Consider the following 24,452-nt stretch of genomic DNA (forward strand, 5'->3'; position numbering starts at 1 on the left):
GATTCGGCATGAGGGATTGCGTCGCCCCGCCGTTGCGGCTGGCGGTGGTGGTGAAGGGTTATCCCCGCCTGTCGGAGACCTTCGTCGCCCAGGAGTTGCTGGCCCTTCAGGAACGCGGGGTGGAGCTGTCGATCTGGTCGCTGCGCCACCCGACCGACACGCGGCGCCACGCCCTGCACGAGCGCATCACGGCACCGGTGCATTACCTGCCGGAATACCTGCACCAGGAACCGTTGCGCGTGCTGCGCGCCCTTCGGCGCCTGCCGCGCGCCGGGCTGTGGACGGCGGCGCGGCTGTGGTGGCGCGACCTGCGGCGCGACCCCACCGCCAACCGAGGCCGCCGCTTCGGGCAGGCGCTGGTGCTGGCGGCGGAACTGCCGGCCGACACGCCCTTTCTCTACGTCCATTTCCTCCACACGCCGGCCTCGGTCGCCCGCTACGCGGCGGCAATCCGCGACGTCGGCTGGGGCTTCTCCGCGCACGCCAAGGACATCTGGACCACGCCGGACTGGGAAAAGCGCGAGAAGCTGGCCGAGGCGCGCTTCGGCGTGACCTGCACCGCCAGCGGCGCCGCGCATCTGCGGGCGCTCGCCGCCGAGGCGGAACGGATAGAGCTGGTCTATCACGGGCTCGATCTCGGCCGCTTCCCGGCCCCGCCCGACCGTGCGGCCGGCCCCGGCGCCGAGCGCGACGGCTCCAGCCCGGAACGGGCCGTGGAGATCCTGTCGGTCGGCCGCCTCGTCGAAAAGAAGGGCTACGACCGCCTGCTCGACGCGCTGGCGCGCCTGCCCGACGGGCTGCACTGGCGGCTGGTCCACATCGGCGGCGGGCCGCTGGGCGAAGGCCTGCGCGCCCAGGCCGGGCGGCTCGGCCTCGCCGGCCGCATCGACTGGCGCGGCGCCCAGGACCAGGCGACGGTGATCGAGGCGCTGCGCCGGGCCGACCTGTTCACGCTGACCAGCGTCATCGCCGGCGACGGCGACCGCGACGGGCTGCCCAACGTGCTGATGGAGGCGGCCAGCCAGCGATTGGCGATCCTTTCCACCGCCGTCGCCGCCATCCCCGAATTCATCACCGACGGGGAACAGGGCATCCTGGCCGAGCCGACCGCCGAGTCCATCGCCGCCGGCCTGTCCCGGCTGCTGCCCGACCCGGCCCTGCGCCTGCGCCTGGGCGAAGCGGCTTACGCGCGGCTGCGCGCCGAGTTCGGCATGACCGCCGGCATCGACCGGCTGCTGCACCGGCTGGCGCGAGCGTTGCGCGAAGACGCTCGCCCGTAGGAACCCGCCATGCGGATCGCCTTCCACGCCCCGCTGAAGCCGCCCGACCATCCGGTCCCCTCCGGCGACCGCCAGATGGCCCGCCTGCTGCTGCGCGCGCTTGCCGAGGGCGGCCACGCGGTGGAGGTCGCCAGCGCCTTGCGCAGCCGCGATGGCGCGGGCGACACGGCGGTCCAACGCCGCCTGCTCACCGAAGCCGAGGCGGAACGGGCGCGACTGCTGCGTCTCTACACCGCCGAACCGGAGCGGCGGCCCGACCTGTGGTTCAGCTACCACGTCTATTACAAGGCCCCCGACCTGATCGGCCCGGCGGTGGCCGGCGCGCTCGGCATCCCCTATGTGGTCGCCGAGGCGTCACGCGCCCGCAAGCGCCTGGACGGTCCCTGGACGGCCTTCGCGGCGGCGGCGGAATCGGCCATCGACAGGGCGGCGCTGGTGCTCTGCCTCAGCGACCGCGACCGGCAGGCCGTCGAGGCGCACCGCCCGCCGGGCCAGCGCGTCGCCACGCTGGCGCCCTTCCTCGACCCGCCGCCCGCCCCGCCCACCCGGAACGGTCCGGCGGGGGCCACCCCCCGCCTGCTGACCATCGCCATGATGCGGCCGGGCGACAAGCTGGCCTCCTACCGCCTGTTGGCCGAGGCGCTTGGACGGCTGGCGGACCGCCCCTGGACGCTGGATGTGATCGGCGACGGTCCGGCGGCGGACGCCGTCGCGGCGCTGCTCGCCCCCTTCGGCGAGCGCGTGCGCCGGCATGGCGCCTTGCCGCCCGAAACGCTGGCCCCCTGGTATGGACAAGCCGACCTGTTCCTGTGGCCCGGCCTGAACGAGGCGTTCGGCATGGTATATCTGGAGTCCCAGGCCCATGGGCTCCCTGTGGTCGCGGTCGACAACGCTGGAACCGGGACCGTCGTCCGCGACGGCGTCGGCGGCCGCCTGACCGCCCTGTCATCGGCCCACCAGACGGCAGCGGACTACGCGGCGGCGGTGGCGTCCCTGCTCGACGATCCAGTCCGATTGGCGGCCCTGCGCGACGGCGCCCGCCGCCACGTCGAGGAACGGCACAACCTGACCGTGGCGGCGCGGCGGCTTGACACCCTGTTGGAGGAGACCCGGCAATGACCGAACCGAAGCGGCTGGCCTTCCTGCGCCACGGCGTCACCGCCTGGAACCGCGAGGGCCTCATCCAGGGCCACACCGACATCCCGCTCGACGCGGAGGGGCGCGCGCATCTCGGCCGGCTGGCCCTGCCGCCGGGCTGGGGAGAGGCGACGCTGCATGCCAGCCCGCTGGACCGCGCGCGGGAGACCGCCGAGCTGCTGGGGCGCGACCGGCCCGTGCGCACCGACCCGCGCCTGATGGAGATGAACTGGGGTGATTGGGAAGGATGCCGGGGCGTCGACCTGCGCGCCGATCCGGCTTCGGGCTACCGCGACCTGGAGCATTGGGGCTGGGACTTCCGCCCGCCCGGTGGCGAGAGTCCGGCCGAGTTGCGCCAGCGTCTGCAAGGCTGGCTCGCCGACGTGGCGCGAAGCACCGGACCCGACCACCTCGCGGTGGTGCATGTCGGGGTGATCCGGGTGGTGCTGGCGCTCGGCTGGGGGTGGGACTTCCTCGGTCCGCCACCACTCGCCATCAAGCGCGACCGGCTCTACGCGGTGACGCTGGCGGCCGATGGTTCCATCCGGGCGGCCTGCGGGCCGGAAGGAATCCGCCTGTCATGCGCATGACCCCCGGACGCGTGGCCATCGCCGTCACCCATCTGCTCGGCAGCGGCCATCTCAGCCGCGCGCTGGCCCTGGCCGACGCCTTCGCCCGCGCGGGCTGGACCGCCGACGTCATCAGCGGCGGGTGCCCGGCCCCGCATTTGTCCCCCGGCCGCGCGACCCTGCACCAGCTGCCGCCGCTGGCGAGCGCCGGGACCGACTTCCGCACCCTGCTGGCCGCCGACGGCCGGGTCGCCGGCCCCGACGATCTCGCCGAACGCCGCCGGACGCTGGCCGGCCTCGTCGATTCCCTGCGCCCCGACGTCCTGATCACCGAACTGTTTCCTTTCGGCCGCCGCGCCCTGGCCTCCGAGTTCGAGTCCCTGCTGGAGCGAGCGCGCGCCGCCGCCGAGCCGCCGCTGGTCCTCGCCTCCGTCCGCGACATCCTGGCCCCGCCCTCGCGGCCGGAGCGGCTGCGCGAAACCGAGGAGCGTCTGGCCCGCTTCTACGACGGCGTGCTGGTCCATTCCGACCCGCGACTCATCCCGCTGGAAGCCAGCTGGCCGGTCACCCCGGCGATGCGCGGCCTGCTTCATTACACCGGCTTCGTCGCGCCGCCGCCACCCGACGCGGCGAACGGTCCGGAGGGGCATGGCGAGATCCTGGTGACCGCCGGCGGCGGGCCGGTCGGTCGCGTCCTGTTCGAGGCCGCCGCCCGCTGCGCCGCCTCCGGCGCCCTGCCGCAGCGCTGGCGCCTTCTCGCCCCGGCGGCCGAGGTGACGGCTCTCGCCGAGCACCTGCATCGCATTGCCGGGCCGGAGCGGCTGACGGTCGAGCCGCTGCGCCCCGATTTCCGCAGCCTGCTGGGCCGCGCCGCCGCCTCGGTCGGGCGCTGCGGCTACAACACCGCGCTGGATTGCCTCGCGCTGGGGGTGCCGAGCGTCTTCTGCCCCTTCGAGGACGGCCACGAGACCGAACAGGCGACGCGCGCGGCGCTCCTCGCCCGTCGCCCCGGCGTCGCCACGCTGCGCGAGGCCGACCTCACGCCGGACACTCTGGCGGCGGCGCTGGCCGGCGTGATCGGCGTCGCCGTGCCCCGGCTCGACCCGGCGGCGCTGGCCGGCGCCGCGCGCAGCGTGGAGATCGCCACCGCCCTTTGGAAGGATTTGCGGAAGGAGCGGACCCGATGACCGGATGGCGGGCGCTCGACGCCGAACTGGCGCGGTGGGCGGAGGCGGGCTGGCGCTGTCCGCTCTGGCTGCGCGACGACGATGCGGTGGCCGCCAGCCCGGAACTGGAACGGCTGCTGGCGCTGTGCGCGTCGGCTGGCATCCCGCTCGGCCTCGCCGCCATCCCCGCCGACGCGACGCCCTCGCTGGCCGAGCCTTTGGCCGACCATCCCGACGTGGCGATCCTGGTGCATGGCTGGGCGCACACAAACCACGCCGCCCCAGGCGAGAAGAAGGCCGAGTTCGGCGCCGGCCGCCCGGCCGAGGCACGGCGGGCCGACGCGGCGCGCGGCCTCGACCGCCTGCGCGGGCTGTTCGGCGACCGGGTCCTGCCGCTGTTCGTGCCGCCCTGGAACCGGCTGGGCAGGGACATGCCGGCTCTGCTGGTCGAGGCCGGCTACCGCGCGGTGTCGGGTTTCGGCCGCCGCCCGGCCGTCGAGGCGCCGCCGGGCTTGCGCTGGCTGAACACCCACATCGACCTGATCGACTGGCACGGCGGACGCTCGGCGGTGGACACCGAAGCGCTGCTCATCCAACTGTGCCGCGCCCTGGCCGAACGCCGCGAAGCCTCCGGCGACGATCCGCCGGAGGCCGAGCCCATCGGGCTGCTGACGCATCACCGCGTCCACGACCCGGCGATCTGGCGATTGCTGGAGGCGTTGCTCGACCGCCTCGCCGGCCATCCCGCCGTGACCTGGCCGGCACCGGGGAGCCTGATCGGCCTCGCCCCGGCATCCGGCCCAACCCGTTAACGGACGACCGTCACACGCGCTCGACGCACAGCGCGACGCCCATGCCGCCGCCGATGCAGAGCGTGGCGAGCCCCTTCTTCGCCTCGCGGCGGCGCAGTTCGAACAGCAGCGTGGTCAGCACGCGGGCACCCGAGGCGCCGATGGGATGGCCGAGCGCGATGGCGCCGCCGTTGACGTTCACCTTGGCGGCGTCCCAGCCCAGATCCCGGTTGACCGCCAGCGCCTGGGCCGCGAAGGCCTCGTTCGCCTCGACCAGATCGAGATCGCCGACATCCCAGCCGGCCTTTCTCAACGCCAGACGCGAGGCCGGGATCGGGCCGGTGCCCATGATGGTCGGGTCGACGCCGGCGGTCGCCCAGGAGGCGATGCGGGCGAGCGGCGTGACTCCGCGCCGGGCGGCGTTCTCCGCGGTCATCAACACCAGCGCGGCGGCACCGTCGTTGATGCCCGACGCGTTGCCGGCGGTCACCGTGCCGTCCTTGGCGAAGGCCGGGCGCAGCTTGGCCAGCGACTCCGCCGTCGTGCCGTGCTTCGGGTACTCGTCGGCGTCGACGGTGACGTCGCCCTTGCGGCCCTTCACCAGGACCGGAACGATCTCGTCCTTGAACAGGCCGGCCTTCTGGGCCGCCTCGGCCTTCTGCTGCGAGGCGGCGGCGAAGGCGTCCTGCTCCTCGCGGGAGAGCTGCCACTGGCGGGCGATGTTCTCGGCGGTGGTGCCCATGTGGTAGCCATGGAAGGCTTCCCACAGACCGTCCCTGATCATGCTGTCGACCATCTCCGCCGGGCCCATCTTGGTGCCGTTGCGCAGATGCATGAGATGGGGCGACAGGCTCATGCTCTCCTGGCCGCCGACGACCATCACCTCGGCGTCGCCGCTCTTGATCGCCTGATAGCCGAGCGCCACCGCGCGCAATCCCGAGCCGCAGACCTGATTGATGCCGAAGGCGGTCTTCTCGACCGGAACGCCGGCGGCGACGGCGGCCTGACGGGCCGGGTTCTGTCCCTGGCCGGCGGTCAGCACCTGGCCGAGGATCACCTCGTCGACCTCCGCCGCGTCGGTCGCGGCGCGGGCGAGCGCCTCGCGGATGACGGCGGCGCCCAGCAGATGGGCCGGAACCGCGCCGAGCGCGCCGTTGAAGCTGCCGATGGGGGTGCGCGCGGCGCCGGCGATGACGATGTCGGTCATGTGTCCCTCCGTTTGGATGGTCTTGGAGACGACACGAGGACCGGTTCGCCCGGCCCCCGTGCCTTGTTCGGTTGAAGCGTCAGAAGTAGAGCCCGATCACGAAGATCGGCATGGTGATGATGAGCGCGGTCACGCAGTAGCCCATGATGTCCCGCACCCCGAGCCCGGCGATGGCGAGCGCCGGCAGCGCCCAGAAGGGTTGCGCCATGTTCATCCACGCCTCGCCGTAGGCGATCGCCATCGCCGCCTTGCCGAGATCGACGCCGAGCGCCTGGGCGGCCGGCATGATGAAGGGACCCTGCACCACCCAATGGCCGCCGCCCGACGGCACCGCGAAGTTGATCAGGCCCGAGGAGAAGAAGGCGAGCACCGGGAAGCTGTCCTTGGTGGCGATCTCGACGAACCAGTTGGTGATCAGCCCGCCCAGCCCGGAATGCTCCATCATGATCTGGATGCCGGCGTAGAAGGGGAACTGGATCAGAACGCCCGCCGTGCCGCGCGCCGCGTTGGTGATGGCGCGGGCGTAGGCCATCGGCGTCTTGTGCAGGATGATGCCGGCGATCAGCATCATCAGGTTGACGGTGTTGATCGTGAGGTTGAAGCCGTTCTTCTGGAAATACAGGAACAGATAGACCAGACCGAAGGCGGCGACGACCAGCGACAGGATGCGGCTTTCCTCGAAGCGTTCGGCCGGGCTGGCGTCGGGGCCGAGCGTGCGCTGGACGCTCTCTTCCGGCTTCAGCAGCTTGGGATCGATGGCGACGACGTCCTTGGCGGCCGGGTGCATCATCCGGCAGATCAGCGGCAGCACCAGGATCAGGGCCAGCGTGATGCCGATGTTGTAGGTGGTGAAGAGGGTGTCGGAGATCGGGATGATGCCGACCGTCTTCTCCATCGGGTTGCCCTTGGTCGCCGCGACCAGCGGCACCGAGCCGGACAGGCCGCCGTGCCAGGTCATGAAGCCGATGTAGGCCGAGGCGATCAGCAGCCGGTAGTCGGCGGCCGGGATGCGGCGGGCGACCTGCCGGGCGAACATCGCGCCCACCACCAGCCCGAAGCCCCAGTTGATGGTGCAGGCGATGGCCGACGAGAAGGCGACCAGCATGACGCCCTGGGTCGGGGTCCTGGCGATGGAAGACAGGCGCTCCATCAGCTTGAACACCGGTTCGGAGCTGGCCAGCGCGTGGCCGGTGACCAGCACCAGCGCCATCTGCATGGCGAAGGCCAGCAGGTTCCAGAAGCCGTCGCCCCACATGCGGACCATGTCGAGCGGGGTGGAGGGGGTCAGCGCGACGCCCAGCACGAAGGTCAGGATGGTCAGCAGGATGGCGAAGACCAGCGGGTCGGGCAGATAGCGGCTGACCAGCCCGGTCAGCCCGCGCGAGAGGATGGGGATCGGGTTGAAGCGGCTGCCGGTGTCGGCGCCGTCCTGGGAGGTGATGGACATGCGGTGTCTCCCGCTTGCGGATTGGGCCGCTCGGAACGGGCCCCTCTCCCTCCGTGGGAGAGGGGTTTTCCGGGGTGTCAGGCGTCGATGGGCATGGCGGGGACCGTGGCGGGCACGATCAGTTCGCAGCCGGTGGCGGCCAGCACCTGGGCGACGCTGACGCCGGGCGCGGTTTCCTTGAGGACCAGGCCGGCATCGGTCGGCTCCAGCACCGCGAGGTCGGTGACGACCAGATCGACGCGGCGGACCGAGGTCAGCGGCAGGGTGCAGCGCTTGACGATCTTGGACTCGCCCTTGGCGCTGTGCTGCATGGCGACGATGACGCGCTTGGCGCCCGACACCAGATCCATGGCACCGCCCATGCCGGGCACCATCCTGCCGGGCACCATCCAGTTGGCGAGCCGGCCCTCCTCGTCGACCTGAAGACCGCCCAGCACGGTGACGTCCAGGTGCCCGCCGCGGATCAGCCCGAAGGACACCGCGCTGTCGAAGGAGGCCGCGCCCGGCACCGCACCGATCGGGCTGCCGCCGGCGTCGCTCAGGTCCGCGTTCTCCAGCCCCTCCTCGGGCACCGGCTCCATGCCGATGATGCCGTTCTCCGACTGGAAGAAGACGTTGGTCCCGGCCGGCAGATGGCGAGCCACCAGGGTCGGCAGGCCGATGCCGAGGTTGACCAGACGGGCGTCGCGCAGTTCCAGCGCGACGCGCTTGGCGATGAGGGTCTTTTCATCCATGGCGCGCCTCCTTGGCGACGAGGACGTCGACCAGCACGTTCGGGGTGACGACGTGGTCCGGCGGGATCATGCCGACCGGGACGATGTCCTCGGCCTCGACGATCACGGTTTCGGCGGCCATCGCCATCAGCGGGTTGAAGTTCCGCGCGGTCAGCGCGTATTCGAGATTTCCGTAATAGTCGGCGCGCTTGGCGAGGATCAGCGCGAAGTCCGCCTTCAGCGGGGTCTCCAGCAGGAAGGTCCGGCCGTCCAACTCGACGGTGCGCTTGCCGTCGGCGACCACGGTGCCGACGCCGGTCGGGGTCAGGATGCCGCCGAGGCCGAAGCCGCCGGCGCGCACGCGCTCGGCCAGCGTGCCCTGCGGCACCAGCTCCACCTCGGTCTCGCCGGCGATCATCTGGCGCTGGGTCTCGGGGTTGGTGCCGATGTGGCTGGCGATCACGCGGGCGACGTGGCGCCCGGCAACCAGCTTGCCGATGCCCACGGTCGGACGGGCGGTGTCATTGGCGATCACGGTCAGGCCGCGCTTGTTCTGGCGGATCAGTTCGTCGATCAGGCGCGGCGGGGTGCCGACGCCCATGAAGCCTCCGATCATCAGAACCGCGCCGTCGGGTATCGCCGCAACGGCGTCTTCAAGCTTTCGCACTTTACTCATGGCGTCCCCCTCAGTCGTTTGAAGCACACGAGAGAGCATCCGGCGGAAAATCGGGACGTCAGGGGACGTTCCGGGACCACCGGCACTGTGGCGGACAGGGATCGTGTCGGTCGGCTGGCTGCTTGTTCTTGGCCCGTGATCGGGTCGTTCAGTCGGTCGAAGGCCCGGATACTGGACTCCGGTTTACGCGGTCCGTTGCACGCACTTATAGAAAAGCAAGCCGCGTGCCAACCGAAGATGGCCCTTCCGAGTTGTTCCAAGGGCGTAGAACCGCCCAAAACAATGCTTTCGGCCGAAAGCACGGAAGGGCCGGACCGCCGACGGTGCGCAGAGCCTTGCGCGCTGCGCAGGGTTTTGCGCAGCGCGCTTCCCCAATACCATCATGCCCGGACACGGTCCGGGCATCCACGGCCACAATCTTTGGAAAATGGACGAAACGTGGATGGCCGGGTCAAGCCCGGCCATGAGGATGTTTGAATACGAAGCGATCGTTGAGGAACGGCCCCCTTCACCGGCTGCTCCGCTCAACCGGCCTTTCAGGCGATGCCGTATTCCTGGAGCTTGTAGAGCAGCGACCGGCGGCTGATCCCCAGCTCCTGCGCGGTGCGCATGCGGTTGCCGCCGTTGCGCAGCAGGGCCTCGCCGATCGCCCGCGCCTCGTACTGGCTGATCATCACGCGCAGGGGCAGGCCGCTTCCCGGTGCGATGTCCACCGCCACATCGGCCGGCACCGGCTCCTCCGCATCCTCCGGCTCGGCGGGGCGGCAGGCGATCTGCTCGGGCAGATCCTCCGGGAAGATGAGGCGGCCGGTGCACATCACCACCGCCCGCTCGACGGCGTTGGACAGCTCGCGGATGTTGCCCGGCCAGGAATGGCGCAGCAGGCATTCCATCGCCCGGTCGTCGAAGCCGGTGACGTCGATCTGGTTCTCGGCGGCGAAGCGCTGGAGAAAATGGCCCGACAGCAGCCGGACATCCTCCGGCCGCTCGCGCAACGGGATGGTGCGCAGGGTCACCACGTTCAGGCGGAAATAGAGATCCTGGCGGAACTGGCCCTGCCGGACCATCTCCTCCAGGTTCCGGTTGGTCGCCACCACGACGCGGACGTCGGAGCGCACCGGCTCCGTCCCGCCGACCCGCTCGAACTCGCGCTCCTGCAACACGCGCAGCAGCTTGACCTGGAGGCTGGGCGAGATGTCGCCGATCTCGTCGAGAAACAGGGTGCCGTGCTCGGCCTGCTCGAAGCGGCCGCGGCGCCGCGCCACGGCGCCGGTGAAGGCGCCCTTCTCGTGGCCGAAGAACTCGCTTTCCAGCAGCCCCTCGGGCACGGCGGCGCAGTTGACCTTCACGAAGGGGCCGCCACTGCGCGGGCTGTTGTAGTGGACGGCGGCCGCCACCAGCTCCTTGCCGGTGCCGCTCTCGCCGGTCACCAGCACGGTGGCGTTGCTCTTGGCCACCTTCGCGACGGACTGGAGAAGCTCCATCATGCGCGGGTTGTTGGTCAGGATGCGGTCGGTGCGGTAGCTGGCGGTCAGCGCCCGGTGCAGCACGGCGATGTCGTCGCGCAGGCCGCGCACCTGGAGCGCGCGGCCGACCAGCAGCAGCACCTCGGCGATGTCGAAGGGCTTGATGATGTAGTCGAAGGCGCCCTCCTTGATCGCCTGCACCGCCGTCTCGACCTGGGCGAAGGCGGTCATCAGGATGACGGCGGCGGCGCGGTCGATCTTGCGCATGGCGGCGAGCGCCTGGAGCCCGGTCATCCGCGGCATGCGGATGTCCATCAGCACCACCGCCGGGCGGTTGGCCTCGAAGGCGGCGACCGCCTCGACCCCGTCGGCGGCGGTGGTCACCGCGAAGCCCTCCTTGCTCAGCACCGCCGACAGCATCTGGCGGATGCCTTCGTCGTCGTCGACGACCAGGGCCAGGGGAGAGGGGCTGTTCATGGAAGGACCGGCGTGTTATGGCGGAAGGGAAGCCGCAGGGTGGCGGTGGTGCCCGCCCCCGGCGTGCTGGTCAGGACGATCGTACCATGATGGGCGTCGACGATGCGGTGGACCATCGCCAGCCCCAGCCCGGTGCCGGTCGGCTTGGTGGAATAGAAGGGATCGAAGATCTTCTCCAGATCCTCCGGCGGGATGCCGACGCCGTCGTCGGTGACCGTGACGACGGCATCGCCGTCGCCGGGGCCGTCGCTGGCCCGTGTCGCGATGCGGATGGTGCCGGACTCCGGAATCGCCTGGATGGCGTTGATGACCAGATTGAGGATCACCTGTTTCAGCGCCTCGCCGTCCGCCTCGACCGGCGGCAGCGCGGGGTCGGGCTCAAGGATCACCTGGGCGTTGGATTTGCGGCCGATCAGCAGCGTGACCTCGCGGATCAGCTCGTTCAGCCCGACCGGGCGGATGAAGGGCGGGCGGGAGCGGCCGAACTCCAGCAGTTCGGTGATGATGCGGTTGAGGCTGTCGACCTGCCGCACGATCAGCGGCGCGTAGGACCGCCACTCCGCGATGTCGTCGCAGGTCTCCAGGAACTGCATGAAGCCGCGGATCGAGGTCAGCGGGTTGCGGATCTCGTGGGCGACGCCGGCCATCAGCTCGCCCAGCGCCGCCAGCCGGTCGGCCCGCATGATCTGCTTGTTCAGCCGGCGCTGCTCGGTCAGGTCCTTCAGCACCGCCACCGCGCCGATCGGCGTGCCGCGGCTGTCGCGCAGCAGGCTGCTGCTGACGCTGACATGCAGGACCTGGGCCGGCAGCGGCCAGTCGACGAGGACGGCCAGATGCTCGCGCCCGGTCTCCAGCGTGTCGAGCAGGGGGCTGGCGAAGGCCGCTCCCTCCTTGAACAGCGAGGCGTAGGGCCGGCCGATCACCTCCGCTCCCTTTCCGGCATCCTCCCCCGCCCCCGCCAGCCCGACCATGCGCCGGGCGGCCGGATTGATCGAGGTCACCCGGCCCTGGCCGTCGACGGCGATGACCCCGTCGGCGATGCTGTGCAGGATGTTCTCGGTGAGCGAGCGGGCGTCGCGCAGGGCCCTGGCCATGGCGTTGACGGCGACGGCGATCTCGCCGATCTCGCCGGAGGGCGGAGCGATCCGGTGGCCCAGGTCGGCCCGCATGCGCTCCAACCCGTCGGTGACGCCCTTGACGTCGCGCGACAGGCGGTTGGACATCAGATGGATCAGGAGCAGCCCGAACAGGGCGCCGAGCACGCTCACCGCCAGGATGGCGCGGTCCATCGCCGCCGACTGGCGGTCGATCACGTCGGCCAGCTCGTTGGCCCAGGCATAGCCGATCACCACCCCGTCCCGGCGGATCGGCCACATGGCGTTCATGATCTGCCCACGCACCTGCGGCCCGGTCTCCACCGCCGGCTCGCCGGTCGCCATGACGCGGCGCCCCGGATGGTCCGGCGCGATGGGCAGGCCGACCTTGTCGGCATACTCCCGGCTGGGTCCATAGGTGACGATGGCGTCGGCCGCCCTGCTGTAGAAACCGACCCCGACGCCGGGGTTTGCGGCGGCGACTCCGTCGGTGAAACGCGCCAGCGCCGCGTTCAGCCCGGCGATCACGGCGGCGCGGTCCGATGCGCCCCGCTCGGCCAGCAGCGGGTCGAACCCGCCCTCCAGATGGCTGTCGAGGATGCGGGCCAGACCGAACAGCCGCTCCTGCTTCTCCAGCAGCAGGGCCTGATGCCCCTCGCGCTCCAGCAGATAGCCGGCGGTGGCGATGGGGACCGAGATCACCGCCAGCGCGATGAGCAGCAGCTTGCCCCGCAGGGTGCCGGGCCGGTACTGGCGGAGCGGTTCGGGAAGCCTCATCGCGCTGCTCTCTTCTGCCGGTGCCCGGAATAGCCCCTGGACGGCCCCTCAGGATGCTGAAGACATCGCCGACCGGCCGCCACCGGGCAAGGGATTAACGCGGTGCCCGCTCCCTCAACGCGGCGCCCGCACCTGGACGATGAAGGTCCGGGCGGCGGCGGTGACGTCATGCATGCGCTCCTGCATGGAGCCCAGCTCGCGGCACAGCTCCTCGGCGCCGGCACCGGCCTCGCGGGCGGCGGTCGCCGCCGAGGCGACGTTGCCCTCCAGACGGTGGACGCCGTCGGCGGCGGCCACGGCGGCGCGGCCGATCTCGGCGGTGGCGGCGCTCTGCTCCTCGACGGCGGCGGCCACGGCCGAGCCGATGGCCTGAAGCTCGCGCACCACCCCGGCGATGCGGTTGATGTCGCCCGCCGCCAACCCGGTCGCGGACTGGATCGCCGCCACCTGGGCGGCGATGTCCTCGGTGGCGCGCGCCGTCTGGCTGGCGAGCTGCTTCACCTCGCTCGCCACCACGGCAAAGCCCTTCCCCGCCTCCCCCGCCCGCGCCGCCTCGATGGTGGCGTTGAGCGCCAGCAGGTTGGTCTGCCCGGCGATGCCGGCGATCAGATGGACGACGTCGCCGATGCGCTCGGCGCTGTCGACCAGCCCGGCGACCTTGCCGACCGCCTCGCCGGCGTGGGCCGCGGCCTGTTCGGCGACGCGCGAGGAATCGTCGATGCGGTCGGCGATCTCGCGGATCGAGCCGCCGAGCTGCTCGACGGCGGCCGACACCGCCTGCACGTTGGCCGACACGGTCTGCGCCACCTCGGCCGAGGCGCCGCTGCGGTCCATGTTGTGGTGGGCGCCGTCCAGCATCAGGCGCGCCGTCGTCTGCAAGCGGTCGGCCGTGCCCGACGCCTCGGACAGGGCACCGTCGATGCTGCCCTCGAAGCGCACCGCCACCGCGTCGAGCGCGCCGCGCCGCTGCTCAGCCGCCCGCGCCTCCAGCGTGGTGCTTTCGGCCTCCAGCCGCTTCTGGTCCTCGCGACGCTGCTTGAACAGGCGGACGGCGCGGGCCATGTCGCCGATCTCGTCGCGACGCGCCTGCTCCGGCACCTCGCAGGCCAGATCATCCTCGGCCAGACGCAGCATGACGGCGCGGAGGCGCGCCAGCGGGCCGGTGACGCCGCGCGCGACCAGCCAGCCGAGCAGCAGCGAGACGGCCCCCACCCCGGCGACGATCAGCCCGAACACCGTCATCATGCCGGCGAAGTCGGACCGCAGGTCGTCGACATAGACGCCGGTGCCGATCACCCAGTCCCAGGGCTTGAAATGGACGGAGTAGCTGAGCTTCTCGTAGGTCGCACCCTGAGGGTCGTTGGCCCTCGGCCATTCGTAATGCACGAACTCCGGAACCGGGGCCAGGGCCCCACGCACCGCCTCGCGGATGACGTAGACGCCGTTGCGGTCGCGGATCTCGCGCCCGCTCTGGCCGACCAGCTTGGCGTTGGCGTGGACGACGCCGACGATGTCGGAGGTCCAGACCCAGAGATACTCGCCGTTGTTGTAGCGGATCGCCCCGATGGCGGCGCGGGCGCGCTCCTTGGCCTCCGCCTCGTCGAGCGTTCCGTCCGTCGCCAGCCTGTGGTACCTGGCGGCGATGCTGCCGGCGCTTTCGGCGATGAAGCGGACGCTGTTCATGCGCTGCTCGACCAGCGCCCGGTTGATGAAGGAACCCCCGACCGCCGCCACCAGCCCGGCCGCGACGACCGACAGAAGCGCCAGAAACCAAATCCGCCATGTCAGGCGAAGACCAGGACCGTGCATGACCGCACCTCACGCGAAAGCCGCCGGACTTCGCGCCCGGACATCATTCCTCCGCGGGTTGCAATAGACACGCCAGCGGTCCCGCCCGTCACGAAACCGCCACAAAGACAAGGGGTGGGCGGCATGACGGACGGCGACGTCCGGCCCACGGCGCGCAGGATTCTGCGCAGTGCGCAAAATCCTGCGCAGCGTGAACGGGCTGCGCTCAACCCTTCCGGTAAGGGAACTGGAAGACCGAGGCACCGACCTCCGCGCCGCTGACGGCGTTGCGGAATAGGCCGAACAGCTCGCGGCCGCAGCCATGTTCGGAATCCTCGCTGGCCGGCGGCGGGGCGCCGCGGCTGTCCCACTCCTCCGCCTCGACCAGCGCCTCCAGCCGGCCGGTCTCGGCGTCGAGCCGCACGACGTCGCCGTCGCGCAAGCGCCCGAGCGGCCCGCCCGCCTTCACCTCCGGCGTCACATGGATCGCCGCCGGGACCTTGCCCGAAGCGCCCGACATGCGGCCATCGGTGACCAGCGCCACCTTGAAGCCCTTGTCCTGCAACACGCCCAGCGGCGGGGTCAGCTTGTGCAGCTCCGGCATGCCGTTGGCGCCCGGCCCCTGGTAGCGCACCACCACCACCACGTCGCGGTCCAGCTCGCCGGCGCGGAAGGCCGCCTGCACCGCCTCCTGGGTGTCGAAGACACGGGCCGGCGCCTCGATGACGCGGTGCTCCGGCTTGACCGCCGACACCTTGATGACGCCGCGCCCGAGGTTGCCGTCGAGCACGCGCAGGCCGCCCTCGGCCGCGAAGGGGGAGGCGACGGTGGCGACCACGCTGGGGTCGCCGCTCTTGTCGGTCGGCGAGCGCCGCCACGCCAGCCCGCCCTCGCCGGCCAGCTCCGGCATCGCCCGGTAGGCCTCCAGCCCGCCATCGCCCCAGACGGTCGGCAGGTCGGCGTGCAGCAGCCCGGCGTCCAGCAGCTGCCCGATGACGAAGGGCATGCCGCCGGCCTGATGGAAGCGGTTCACGTCGGCCGAGCCGTTCGGGTAGACGCGGGCGAGCAGCGGCACCGCCGCCGACAGGTCGGCGAAATCCTGCCACGTCAGCTGGATGCCGGCCGCCGCCGCGATGGCCGGGATGTGCAGCGTGTGGTTGGTCGAGCCGCCGGTCGCCAGCAGCCCGACGATGCCGTTCACCACCGCGCGTTCATCCACGATGCGGCCGATGGAGGGGCCGCCACCCTCCGCACCGCCCTTCTGGGCGGTCATCGCCACCACCCGCCTGGCGGCCGCGTCGGTCAGCGCCTCGCGCAGCGGCGTGTTGGGGTTGACGAAGCTGGCGCCCGGCAGGTGCAGGCCCATGATCTCCATCAGCATCTGGTTGGTGTTGGCGGTGCCGTAGAAGGTGCAGGTGCCCGGGGAATGGTAGGACTGGGCCTCGGCCTCCAGCAGCTCGTCGCGGCCGATCTTGCCCTGGGCGTAGAGCTGGCGCGCCTTGGCCTTGTCGGCGTTGGACAGGCCCGACGGCATCGGGCCGGCGGGCACGAAGATCGTCGGAAGATGGCCGAAGGTGAGCGCGCCGATCATCAGGCCGGGCACGATCTTGTCGCAGATGCCCAGGCACAGCACGCCGTCGAAGGTGGCGTGCGACAGGGCGACGCCGGTCGCCAGGGCGATGACGTCGCGGCTGAACAGCGACAGCTCCATCCCCTCGTAGCCCTGGGTGACGCCGTCGCACATGGCCGGCACGCCGCCCGCCACCTGGGCGACGCCGCCCGCCGCCCGCACCGATTCCTTGATGAAGGCCGGGTAGCGCTCGTAGGGCTGGTGGGCGGACAGCATGTCGTTGTAGGCGGTGACGATGCCGATGGACGGCACCACGTCGCCGCGCAACCCCTCCTTGTCGCCGGCCGGGCAGGCGGCGAAGGCGTGGGCGAGGTTGGCGCACCCCAGCTTCTGCCGGCGCGGCTTGGCGCTCGCCGTGTCGAGGCGGGAGAGGTAGGCGGCGCGGCTGTCCCGGCTGCGTTCGGCGATGCGCTCGGTGACGCGGGCGATGATGGCGTTCAGAGACTGGCTCATGATGGCGACTCAACCGCTGGAGGGGCGTGATGGTTTCCGGATCCAACCATACGCCCGGCGCGGCGCGCCGAAAAGAAAAAAATTTTCATACCGCCGGCGATCCAGACCCGATTCCCCAGGCCGGACGTGGCGTTTTCCGCGGCATCCCCTCGCACAAGGCGAAATTCTTCGCCATAATCCGGCCATGCCACGCCCCATCGACATCCTCGACGACATCCGCCGCCTGCAACCCGGCCTGAAGAAATCGGAGGCGCGGGTCGCCGCCCTGGTGCTGGCCGATCCCCGCAAGGTGTTGGAACAGAACGTCACCACCCTCGCCCACGGCGCCGACGTCAGCGAAGCCACGGTCGTCCGCTTCTGCCGCAGCGTCGGCTGTGCCGGCTTCCCCGACTTCAAGCTTCGGCTGGCCGAATGCCAGGCGCGCGGCGGCACCCCCTATGTCAGCCAGGACGTCGCCCCCGGCGACGGCGTCGGCACGCTGGCAAGAAAAATTTTTTCATCGAGCGCCGCCGCCCTGACCGCCGCGGCGGCCACGCTCGACGAGACGGCGCTCGGGGCCGCCATCGCCCTGCTGGCCGGCGCCCCGCGCGTGCTGTGCGTCGGGGCCGGCGCCTCGGGGGCGCTGGCGCAGGACGCCGCCCACAAGCTGCTGCGCTTCGGCGCCGACGCGCAGTCCTGCCCCGATCCGATGCTGGCCCGCATGCTGCTGCTCAATCTGGGCGAGCGCGGGGTCCTGCTGGCCGTCTCCAACACCGGGCGCAGCGGCGCCGTCAACGATCTGGCCATGGCGGCGCGGGCACAGGGCACGGCGGTGGTGGCGATCACCGCCCCCGGCTCGCCCCTCGCCCGCATCGCCAGCGTCGCCATCGCCAGCCAGCCGGTCGAGGACACGGAGATGTACACGCCGATGGCCTCGCGCCTCGTGCATCTGGCGCTGATCGACGTGCTGTCCACCGGGGTCGCCCTGCGGCTCGGCGATCCGGCCGTCCGCCACCTCGCCAGGGTCAAGGCGGCGATCAACGCCAGCCGCTCCCCCGACGCCCCATCCGACTCCCCGCTGCCGCAACCGTCATCCGACCATTGACCAACGGGGCGGCCCCGCCCACGGGCCATCCCCTTGTACCATCGTCCAATTATTGCGCGTTCAAACGGTGGGTATCCTCCACAGCAACCCGCACCCGCCAAACCGGGACACACCGTTGCCTAGGATGAGGACAGCCCCCATGAAGCGCCCCCTTTCCGCCCGCCTGCGCACGCTCGCCCTCGCCGGTCTCGCGCTCGGCGCCCTGGCCGCCGCCCCGACCACCGTCTCCGCCCATGGCGACATGACGCCCCAGCCGGTGGACACCACCGGCCTCGACAAGCTGGGCGAAACCTGGAAGGACGCCAACCCCTTCCGCGGCAACCCGCGCGCCATCGAGATCGGAGCCTCGGCCTTCAACCAGAACTGCGCGCGCTGCCACGGGCTGGGCGCGGTGTCCGGCGGCATCGCCCCCGACCTGCGCTATCTGGAGGCCGGCGACAGCGGCGACGAGTGGTTCAAGGAGCGCGTCATCAACGGCGCGGTCCGCAACGGAGTCACCTACATGCCGCGCTTCGGCGAGGCGCTGGGCCAGGAGGCCCTGTGGGCCATCCGGAGCTGGCTGGAGACCGTCCACGCCGACTGACAGCGGGAGCCACGCTTCCGGACGACACGCTGGTGCGGCGTGCGGCAAGTTCGCGCACGAAACAGTCAGCCTCTTGTATCAGTTGCCGCGCTCCGGCCGGTTCTGCCAGTATGTATGGAAGGGGGACGGGGGCCACGCCTCCCGCCCCCAACCGCGCCCTCCGCCGCTCCCATGGGGACAGCAGGCCATGACCCGGATCCTGATCGCCGACGACCACCCGATGGTGCGCGACGCCCTGCGCAACGCGGTGCTCTATTCCTGCCAGGCCACCGACGTGATGGAGGCCGACGGGTTGGAGTCCGTGATGCGCGCGCTGGAGGAGCGGGGCGACATGGACCTGATCCTGCTCGACGTGAACATGCCCGGCATGAACGGGCTGGGCGGACTGCGCACCCTGCGCCAGCGCTTCCCGGCCACGCCGGTCGTGGTCGTGTCGGCGCACGAGGAACGGCGCATGGTGCGCGAGGCGATGGACAGCGGCGCCGCCGGCTTCATCCCCAAATCGACCCCGCGCGACGCCATCGCCTCGGCGCTGCGCCAAGTGCTGAATGGCGAACTCTACGTCCCTCCGCAGAGCGACGACGACCCCGCCGGGGACGACCTGGAGGACGCCGAAACCGCCGACATCGCCCGGCGCATCGCCACCCTCACCGCCCAGCAGCAGCGCGTGCTGGAGATGCTGGGAACCGGAAAGCTCAACAAGGAAATCGCCTTCGACCTCAGCATCACCGAAACCACGGTGAAGGCGCACGTCTCCGCCATCCTGCAAAAGTTGAAGGTCTACAGCCGCACCCAGGCGGTGGTCATCGCCAACCGGGTGCTGGCCGGACGCCGCTGACGGAACACCCGCCGACGGAACATCGCCGACACCATGAAACTCTTCAGCGCCGCCATGATCGCCGCCGCCCTGCTGGCGGCGGCGATCCCGTTCGTTCCCGCCAAGGCCGCCAGCGTTGAGGAGCCGCCAGGTTTCCGCCTGTCGGACTACCGCGCCCCCACGCCGGCGGGCCTGTCGGGCGCCGTCACCCTCGACACGGGTGGCGTGCGAGCCTTGCTGGAACGGGGCGGAACGGTTCCGATCTACGTCCAGAAGCTCGACCGCAGCACGCTCCCCGGCGCGCCCTGGCTGCTGTCAAAGCCGTTTCGCCAGATTCCCGGCAGCGTCTGGCTGCCCAACGTCGGGCTGGGCGCTCCCGACCCGGCGACGCTGTCCTGGTTCGAGCAGCATCTTGCCCGGCTGACCGGCGGCGACCGCGCGCATGGCCTGCTGTTCTACTGCCTGTCCGACTGCTGGCTGTCGTGGAACGCGGCCAAACGGGCGGTGCTGGCCGGCTACACCCGCGTCCATTGGTACCCCACGGGCGTCGACGGCTGGATGGAGGCCGGGTTGCCGACGGAGGAGGCGCAGCCGCTGCCCGGTCCGCCGGCACCGTAGAAGGCGCGATCTTGGAATCCCATGGCGGGGGCATGGAACCGATCGGCTCCCCCGGCATTGCACCATCGTACCATGGCCGGTCCCCCGTCCGACCGGTATTATTCCCATCGACCAACAGTAGTGGTCGCCAACAATCCATAATTGGGAGAAACCAGAATGAAGACCTGGCGCAAACCGAAGACCACCGAGATCGCGGTCGGCACGGAGATCAACGCCTACGCCTGCGCCGCGCTGTAAGCCGGACCGGCTTGGCCGATGGGCGCCGCGTCCCCGCACCGCGGCGCCCATCCTCCGGCACCACCCCTTCTCAGCCCCCCTGCCAGCGTGAGGGCCGGCCCATGCACATCCTCGTTCTCGGCTCGGCGGCCGGCGGCGGCTTTCCCCAATGGAACTGCGCCTGCGAAGGTTGCCGCCGCGCCCGCGCCGGCGATCCGGCCGCCCGGCCCCGCACCCAGTCCTCGCTGGCGGTCAGCGCCGACGGCGCGCGCTGGATCCTGCTGAACGCCTCGCCCGACCTGGGGGCGCAGTTGCTCGCCAACCCCGCCCTGCATCCCCCCATCGCGCTCGAGGGGAGCGCCACGCGCGGCAACCCGATCGCCGCCGCCCTGCTGACCAACGCCGACATCGACCATGTGGCCGGGCTTCTCACCCTGCGGGAGTCCCACCCCTTCGCGGTCTACGCCACGCCACGCGTCCAGGGCGTGCTGGCCGCCAACCCGGTCTTCAACGTGCTGAACCCGGCCCTGGTGCCGCGCCGCCCGATGAGCCTCTGCACGCCCTTCGAACCGGCCGACGCCGCCGGCCGGCCGCTGGGGCTGGAGATCGAGGCCTTCGCCGTCCCCGGCAAGGTGGCGCTCTATCTGGAGGACGAAGCCGCCGGCCCGTCCTTCGGCTCGGTCGCCGAGGACACGGTGGCGCTGCGCGTCCGGCCGGCCGACGGCTCCAGCGAGGGGCTGTTCTACATCCCCGGCTGCGCCGCCCTTCCCGGCTGGCTGGCCGACCGGCTGTACGGGGCGCCGCTCGTGCTGTTCGACGGCACCACCTGGACCGACGACGAGATGATCCGCACCGGGACCGGCGTGAAGACGGCCGCCCGCATGGGCCACATGCCGATGTCGGGGCCGGACGGCAGCCTTGCCGCCTTCGCGTCGCTGAACGTCGCGACCAAGATCTACATCCACATCAACAACACCAACCCCGCGCTGCTGGAGGATTCGCCGGAACGGCGGAAGGCGGAAGCGGCGGGATGGCACATCGCCCATGACGGGCTGGAGCTGACCCTATGAGCGCATTTCTGTCGGTCGAGGCTTTCCGCGACGCGCTGCACGCCATCGGCGAGCGGCAGTACCACGACCTTCATCCCTTCCACCAGCTCCTGCACGGCGGCCGGCTGGAGAAGGGCCAGATCCAGGCCTGGGCGCTGAACCGCTTCTATTACCAGGTGTCGATCCCGCGCAAGGATCTGACCATCATGTCCCGCATGGACGACCCGGCCCTGCGCCGCGCCTGGCTGCAACGGGTGCTCGACCATGACGGGCTGAACCAGCAGGGCGAACCGGACGAGGGCAAGGTCGGCGGCATCGAACGCTGGCTGCGGCTGACCGACGGGCTTGGACTCGACCGCGACTATGTGCGGTCGCTGGAGGGCATCCTGCCGGCGACGCGCTACGCGGTGGACGCGTACGTCAACTTCGTGCGCGACCATTCGCTGCTGGAGGCGGTCGCCTCCTCGTTGACCGAGCTGTTCGCCCCCTCGATCCACCGCGAGCGCATCGCCGGCTTCGAGCAGAACTACGCCTTCGCCAACGACAGCACGCTCTCCTACTTCCGCAAGCGGCTGGACGAGGCGCCGCGCGACGTCGAGTTCGGACTCAACTACGTGCTGGCCAACGCCCGCACCGCCGAGCAGCAGCAGCAATGCCTGCGCGCCCTGCGCTTCAAGACCGAGCTGCTCTGGGCGCAGCTCGACGCGCTGCACCACGCCTACGTCACGCCGAACCTGATCCCGCCCGGCGCCTTCGTCCCCGCCGACATGGCGCCGACGGAGTACCGCCGGTGACCCTGGCCGGCATCGCGGAAAGCGACCGGCTGCGGCTGGCCCCCGGCGTCATGCTGCGCCACGACCGCCTGCGCGGGCAGTGGATGCTGATGGGGCCGGAGCGGCTGCTGGTGCTGGACGACATGGCCCTGGCCGTCATCCGCGCCGCCACCGGCCCGGAGGCGGGGGACGTGGCCCAGGCCATCGACCGGCTGGCGGCGGAATACGACGCCCCGCGCGACGAGATCTCCGCCGACGTGCTGGAACTTCTGACCGACCTGCGCAACAAGGGGTATCTCACGGCATGAGCTGCGCCCTGCCCGCCTTTGCCGCCATGGCGGCCAACGCCCCGGCCCCGCCCTTCGCGGTGCTGATGGAGCTGACGCACCGCTGCCCGCTGCGCTGCCCCTACTGCTCCAACCCCACCGCCCTCGATCCGGCCAGCGCCGAGCTGGACACCGCGACCTGGATGCGCGTGCTGGACGAGGCCGCCGACGTCGGCGCCCTCCAGGTCCATTTCTCCGGCGGCGAGCCCTGCGTCCGCAAGGATCTGGAGGAGCTGGTCGCCCACGCCACCGACATCGGGCTGTACAGCAACCTGATCACCTCGGCGGTGCTGCTCGACGCGGAGCGGCTGAAGCGGTTGAAGGCGGCCGGCCTCCAGCATGTGCAGATCAGCCTCCAGGACAGCGAGGCGGAGGGCGCCGACCGCGTCGGCGGCTATCGCGGCGGCCACGCGCGCAAGCTCGACACCGCCCGGCTGGTGGTGGCGGAGGGGCTGGCCCTGACCATCAACGCCGTGCTCCACCGCCACAACATCGGGCGGGTGAACGAGGTCATCGATCTGGCGCTCGACCTTGGGGCCGGGCGGATCGAGATCGCCAACGTGCAGTATTACGGCTGGGCGCTGGAGAACCGCGCGGCGCTGATGCCGTCGCGCGACCAGCTGCTGGCGATGGACGCCGCCGTGCGCGCCCGGCTGCCGGAACTGGCCGGGCGGATCGTCGTCGATTACGTGGTCCCCGACTATTACGCCCGCCGTCCGAAATCCTGCATGGGCGGCTGGGCGCGGCGCTTCATGAACGTGACCCCGCGCGGCCGCGTCCTGCCCTGCCACGCGGCGGAAACCATTCCGGGGATGGAGTTCGAAACGGTGTTCGACCGCAGCCTGTCGGAGATCTGGACCGACGGCACGGCCTTCACCCGCTACCGGGGCACCGCCTGGATGCCGCAGCCCTGCCGGTCCTGCGACCACAAGGAGGAGGATTGGGGCGGCTGCCGCTGCCAGGCCCTGGCGCTGGCCGGCGACGCCGACGCCGCCGACCCGGTGTGCGAGCTGTCCTCGGCGCACGAGGCCGTCGCCGCGCTGCGCGACCGCGACGCGGCGGCGCTCGGCACGGAGTGGCGCTACCGGGGGTTGTGACGCCGCCGGGGCCACCGTCCAGGCACCGGACCCGGCGTCACGCCAGCATGTTCACCGTGGGCAGGCCTCCCCCGGCCGCCGCGTCGCCTCCCATCGGCACCGTGCCGCCATCCAGCCCGCCCACCGGCCCCCCGCCATCGCCGGCCGTCTCGTCCGGCACGGTCATGGCGTCCGCCCCTTCGACCTTGGAGCCGAACGCCGCCTGACGCAGCGCGTTCACCTCCTTCTGCGCGCCGTCGACCAGCTTGTCGATCTGCTTGAACGCCTCGCGGCGCTCCTTGCGGCGCTTCTCGGATTCGTCCAGCTCGTTGGCGACCTTCGCCTCGCCGACCACCTGCTTGGCGACGTGCAGCACGCCCTCGACCCGCCGGCCGAAGGCATCCGCCTCCTTGTAGCGCGACATCTTCAGGTCGTTGTCGGCGATCATGTCCCGGATCAGCGCCCGCGCCCGCTCGCCGCGCGTGCCACCGCCGGACACGCCGGCGTTGCCCGGCAAGCCGGCCAGCACGCTGCCGACCATGCCGGCCAGTTCCGGCGGCAGGCCGTCGTCGCCGGCCGGGAGAGCCGCCTCGGCCGCTTCCCCGTCCGCCAGACCGGCGGCCAGCGCCTCCGCGGCTCCGGCCTCAGGCGGCGTCGGCACCGGAACGGCGGCACCGTCCCCCCCGGCCGAGATCGTCAGCGAGACCGAAACCTCCGTCTGCCGCACCGTCAGGGACGTCACCGTGGTCGTCCGCGTGATCTCGGTGGCGCCGCCCATGCCGGCCCCGCCCGGCAAGCCCATCGCCGCCGCGTTGGCGATGCCGGTCCCGTACTCCTTCGCCGCCCGCCCGGCCTCCTTGGCAAGGCGTCCGGCCTCCGCCGCAAGCTGCGCCATCTTCTGCGGATCGCCCTGGGCGTAGCGCATCGCCAGCTTGAGTTCCTGGATCTTGCGTTCGACCCGTTCCAGCCGCTGTTCGGCGGCGGCCTTGGGTCCGCCGACGCGCCGCGCCTCCTCCAGCGCCGCCTGGGCGCCGGCGTGGTCGCGCAACTGGCGCGGCGTCAGTTGGAGGGCCCCCGCCGCCCGCTCCGCCTTCTGGCCGAGCTGGCCCTTGGCGTCCTTCGCCTCAAGCTCCTTTTCCCACGGCTTCCTGGCCTGTTGCAGGCGGAACATGCCCGTCTGCGCGTCCGACAGCACGCTGAAAACGCCGCTCATGCCCTTCGCCCTCCGGTTCGGCGGGA

General features: G+C 71.4%; 23 protein-coding genes. 14 read left to right on the forward strand and 9 right to left on the reverse strand.

The annotated features are described in order from the left end of the window. The first annotated feature begins 8 nt into the window (after nt 1–8). From J2847_RS24100 to J2847_RS24120, 5 genes are read left to right on the forward strand one after another with little or no spacing between them, the layout of a single operon-like run. Nucleotides 9–1,280 (forward strand): glycosyltransferase, encoded by a 1,272-nt coding sequence (locus J2847_RS24100; protein WP_209781334.1) that lies wholly within the window; start codon nt 9–11, stop codon nt 1,278–1,280. 9 nt (nt 1,281–1,289) lie between these two features. Further along, on the forward strand, nt 1,290–2,399 hold the full coding sequence (locus tag J2847_RS24105; RefSeq protein WP_209781335.1) for a glycosyltransferase family 4 protein: 1,110 nt from the start codon (nt 1,290–1,292) through the stop codon (nt 2,397–2,399). Beyond that, the gene (locus J2847_RS24110) at nt 2,396–3,007 is read left to right on the forward strand and encodes a histidine phosphatase family protein (RefSeq protein WP_209781336.1); all 612 of its coding nucleotides are present in this window, start codon (nt 2,396–2,398) and stop codon (nt 3,005–3,007) included. Before J2847_RS24105 ends, J2847_RS24110 begins: the two co-directional genes overlap by 4 nt. Continuing rightward, complete coding sequence (locus J2847_RS24115) at nt 2,998–4,173, forward strand: glycosyltransferase family protein (RefSeq protein ID WP_233474752.1); 1,176 nt, start codon at nt 2,998–3,000, stop codon at nt 4,171–4,173. Before J2847_RS24110 ends, J2847_RS24115 begins: the two co-directional genes overlap by 10 nt. Then, nucleotides 4,170–4,964 (forward strand): polysaccharide deacetylase family protein, encoded by a 795-nt coding sequence (locus J2847_RS24120; protein ID WP_209781337.1) that lies wholly within the window; start codon nt 4,170–4,172, stop codon nt 4,962–4,964. Before J2847_RS24115 ends, J2847_RS24120 begins: the two co-directional genes overlap by 4 nt. 10 nt (nt 4,965–4,974) lie before the next feature. Here J2847_RS24120 and J2847_RS24125 read toward each other — a convergent pair whose 3' ends face one another. From J2847_RS24125 to edd, 8 genes are all read right to left on the reverse strand, one after another. After that, the gene (locus J2847_RS24125) at nt 4,975–6,150 is read right to left on the reverse strand and encodes an acetyl-CoA C-acetyltransferase (RefSeq protein ID WP_209781338.1); all 1,176 of its coding nucleotides are present in this window, start codon (nt 6,148–6,150) and stop codon (nt 4,975–4,977) included. Nucleotides 6,151–6,229: 79 nt separating this feature from the next. Further along, a complete protein-coding gene (locus tag J2847_RS24130) occupies nt 6,230–7,597 on the reverse strand; it encodes a TIGR00366 family protein (protein WP_085553815.1) in 1,368 nt (455 codons plus the stop codon). Nucleotides 7,598–7,674: 77 nt separating this feature from the next. Then, the gene (locus tag J2847_RS24135) at nt 7,675–8,331 is read right to left on the reverse strand and encodes a 3-oxoacid CoA-transferase subunit B (RefSeq protein ID WP_209781339.1); all 657 of its coding nucleotides are present in this window, start codon (nt 8,329–8,331) and stop codon (nt 7,675–7,677) included. Beyond that, nucleotides 8,324–8,986, reverse strand: a complete 663-nt coding sequence (locus J2847_RS24140; protein ID WP_209781340.1) for a CoA transferase subunit A — start codon at nt 8,984–8,986, stop codon at nt 8,324–8,326. Before J2847_RS24140 ends, J2847_RS24135 begins: the two co-directional genes overlap by 8 nt. 536 nt (nt 8,987–9,522) lie before the next feature. After that, nucleotides 9,523–10,929 (reverse strand): acetoacetate metabolism transcriptional regulator AtoC, encoded by a 1,407-nt coding sequence (gene atoC, locus J2847_RS24145; protein ID WP_209781341.1) that lies wholly within the window; start codon nt 10,927–10,929, stop codon nt 9,523–9,525. Then, nucleotides 10,926–12,800, reverse strand: coding sequence for a two-component system sensor histidine kinase AtoS (gene atoS / locus J2847_RS24150; RefSeq protein ID WP_209781342.1), 1,875 nt, complete (start codon nt 12,798–12,800; stop codon nt 10,926–10,928). Before atoS ends, atoC begins: the two co-directional genes overlap by 4 nt. A 114-nt stretch (nt 12,801–12,914) precedes the next feature. Continuing rightward, complete coding sequence (locus J2847_RS24155) at nt 12,915–14,609, reverse strand: methyl-accepting chemotaxis protein (protein ID WP_209781343.1); 1,695 nt, start codon at nt 14,607–14,609, stop codon at nt 12,915–12,917. Between the two features lie 205 nt (nt 14,610–14,814). Continuing rightward, the gene (gene edd / locus J2847_RS24160) at nt 14,815–16,671 is read right to left on the reverse strand and encodes a phosphogluconate dehydratase (protein WP_209781344.1); all 1,857 of its coding nucleotides are present in this window, start codon (nt 16,669–16,671) and stop codon (nt 14,815–14,817) included. 184 nt (nt 16,672–16,855) lie between these two features. On the opposite strand from edd, the gene J2847_RS24165 reads away from it, so the two are divergent. From J2847_RS24165 to pqqE, 9 genes are all read left to right on the forward strand, one after another. Next, a complete protein-coding gene (locus tag J2847_RS24165; protein WP_209781345.1) occupies nt 16,856–17,755 on the forward strand; it encodes an SIS domain-containing protein in 900 nt (299 codons plus the stop codon). A 139-nt stretch (nt 17,756–17,894) separates the two neighbouring features. Next, nucleotides 17,895–18,338, forward strand: coding sequence for a cytochrome c-550 PedF (pedF, locus tag J2847_RS24170; RefSeq protein ID WP_143268254.1), 444 nt, complete (start codon nt 17,895–17,897; stop codon nt 18,336–18,338). Between the two features lie 187 nt (nt 18,339–18,525). Next, nucleotides 18,526–19,176, forward strand: a complete 651-nt coding sequence (locus tag J2847_RS24175; protein WP_085553806.1) for a response regulator — start codon at nt 18,526–18,528, stop codon at nt 19,174–19,176. Nucleotides 19,177–19,209: 33 nt separating this feature from the next. Continuing rightward, nucleotides 19,210–19,773: a rhodanese-like domain-containing protein gene (locus tag J2847_RS24180; RefSeq protein WP_233474753.1), complete on the forward strand. Its 564-nt coding sequence runs from the start codon at nt 19,210–19,212 to the stop codon at nt 19,771–19,773. Nucleotides 19,774–19,914: 141 nt separating this feature from the next. After that, complete coding sequence (gene pqqA, locus J2847_RS24185; protein ID WP_223677655.1) at nt 19,915–20,010, forward strand: pyrroloquinoline quinone precursor peptide PqqA; 96 nt, start codon at nt 19,915–19,917, stop codon at nt 20,008–20,010. A gap of 101 nt (nt 20,011–20,111) precedes the next feature. Next, complete coding sequence (gene pqqB, locus J2847_RS24190) at nt 20,112–21,059, forward strand: pyrroloquinoline quinone biosynthesis protein PqqB (RefSeq protein WP_209781346.1); 948 nt, start codon at nt 20,112–20,114, stop codon at nt 21,057–21,059. After that, nucleotides 21,056–21,832 carry a pyrroloquinoline-quinone synthase PqqC gene (gene pqqC, locus J2847_RS24195; protein WP_209781347.1) on the forward strand — a complete coding sequence of 259 codons (777 nt, stop codon included), beginning with the start codon at nt 21,056–21,058 and terminating at the stop codon, nt 21,830–21,832. Before pqqB ends, pqqC begins: the two co-directional genes overlap by 4 nt. Continuing rightward, a complete protein-coding gene (gene pqqD / locus J2847_RS24200) occupies nt 21,829–22,119 on the forward strand; it encodes a pyrroloquinoline quinone biosynthesis peptide chaperone PqqD (protein WP_325169474.1) in 291 nt (96 codons plus the stop codon). Before pqqC ends, pqqD begins: the two co-directional genes overlap by 4 nt. Further along, nucleotides 22,116–23,234 carry a pyrroloquinoline quinone biosynthesis protein PqqE gene (pqqE, locus tag J2847_RS24205; RefSeq protein ID WP_209781348.1) on the forward strand — a complete coding sequence of 373 codons (1,119 nt, stop codon included), beginning with the start codon at nt 22,116–22,118 and terminating at the stop codon, nt 23,232–23,234. The genes pqqD and pqqE overlap by 4 nt, the downstream gene beginning before the upstream one ends. 37 nt (nt 23,235–23,271) lie before the next feature. On the opposite strand, the gene J2847_RS24210 is transcribed toward pqqE, so the two are convergent. Further along, the gene (locus J2847_RS24210) at nt 23,272–24,426 is read right to left on the reverse strand and encodes a hypothetical protein (RefSeq protein ID WP_209781349.1); all 1,155 of its coding nucleotides are present in this window, start codon (nt 24,424–24,426) and stop codon (nt 23,272–23,274) included. Nucleotides 24,427–24,452 lie beyond the last annotated feature (26 nt).

The sequence above is a fragment of the Azospirillum agricola genome (assembly GCF_017876095.1).
In the GTDB taxonomy this organism is placed as follows: Bacteria; Pseudomonadota; Alphaproteobacteria; order Azospirillales; family Azospirillaceae; genus Azospirillum; species Azospirillum agricola.

Excerpts from the sequence above, each read along its gene's own strand:
- J2847_RS24100 (WP_209781334.1), top strand. The coding sequence starts at position 9 with ATGAGGGATTGCGTCGCCCCGCCGTTGCGGCTGGCGGTGGTGGTGAAG.
- J2847_RS24105 (WP_209781335.1), top strand. The coding sequence starts at position 1,290 with ATGCGGATCGCCTTCCACGCCCCGCTGAAGCCGCCCGACCATCCGGTC.
- J2847_RS24110 (WP_209781336.1), top strand. The coding sequence starts at position 2,396 with ATGACCGAACCGAAGCGGCTGGCCTTCCTGCGCCACGGCGTCACCGCC.
- J2847_RS24115 (WP_233474752.1), top strand. The coding sequence starts at position 2,998 with ATGCGCATGACCCCCGGACGCGTGGCCATCGCCGTCACCCATCTGCTC.
- J2847_RS24120 (WP_209781337.1), top strand. The coding sequence starts at position 4,170 with ATGACCGGATGGCGGGCGCTCGACGCCGAACTGGCGCGGTGGGCGGAG.
- J2847_RS24125 (WP_209781338.1), bottom strand. The coding sequence starts at position 6,150 with ATGACCGACATCGTCATCGCCGGCGCCGCGCGCACCCCCATCGGCAGC.
- J2847_RS24130 (WP_085553815.1), bottom strand. The coding sequence starts at position 7,597 with ATGTCCATCACCTCCCAGGACGGCGCCGACACCGGCAGCCGCTTCAAC.
- J2847_RS24135 (WP_209781339.1), bottom strand. The coding sequence starts at position 8,331 with ATGGATGAAAAGACCCTCATCGCCAAGCGCGTCGCGCTGGAACTGCGC.
- J2847_RS24140 (WP_209781340.1), bottom strand. The coding sequence starts at position 8,986 with ATGAGTAAAGTGCGAAAGCTTGAAGACGCCGTTGCGGCGATACCCGAC.
- atoC (WP_209781341.1), bottom strand. The coding sequence starts at position 10,929 with ATGAACAGCCCCTCTCCCCTGGCCCTGGTCGTCGACGACGACGAAGGC.
- atoS (WP_209781342.1), bottom strand. The coding sequence starts at position 12,800 with ATGAGGCTTCCCGAACCGCTCCGCCAGTACCGGCCCGGCACCCTGCGG.
- J2847_RS24155 (WP_209781343.1), bottom strand. The coding sequence starts at position 14,609 with ATGCACGGTCCTGGTCTTCGCCTGACATGGCGGATTTGGTTTCTGGCG.
- edd (WP_209781344.1), bottom strand. The coding sequence starts at position 16,671 with ATGAGCCAGTCTCTGAACGCCATCATCGCCCGCGTCACCGAGCGCATC.
- J2847_RS24165 (WP_209781345.1), top strand. The coding sequence starts at position 16,856 with ATGCCACGCCCCATCGACATCCTCGACGACATCCGCCGCCTGCAACCC.
- pedF (WP_143268254.1), top strand. The coding sequence starts at position 17,895 with ATGAAGCGCCCCCTTTCCGCCCGCCTGCGCACGCTCGCCCTCGCCGGT.
- J2847_RS24175 (WP_085553806.1), top strand. The coding sequence starts at position 18,526 with ATGACCCGGATCCTGATCGCCGACGACCACCCGATGGTGCGCGACGCC.
- J2847_RS24180 (WP_233474753.1), top strand. The coding sequence starts at position 19,210 with ATGAAACTCTTCAGCGCCGCCATGATCGCCGCCGCCCTGCTGGCGGCG.
- pqqB (WP_209781346.1), top strand. The coding sequence starts at position 20,112 with ATGCACATCCTCGTTCTCGGCTCGGCGGCCGGCGGCGGCTTTCCCCAA.
- pqqC (WP_209781347.1), top strand. The coding sequence starts at position 21,056 with ATGAGCGCATTTCTGTCGGTCGAGGCTTTCCGCGACGCGCTGCACGCC.
- pqqE (WP_209781348.1), top strand. The coding sequence starts at position 22,116 with ATGAGCTGCGCCCTGCCCGCCTTTGCCGCCATGGCGGCCAACGCCCCG.
- J2847_RS24210 (WP_209781349.1), bottom strand. The coding sequence starts at position 24,426 with ATGAGCGGCGTTTTCAGCGTGCTGTCGGACGCGCAGACGGGCATGTTC.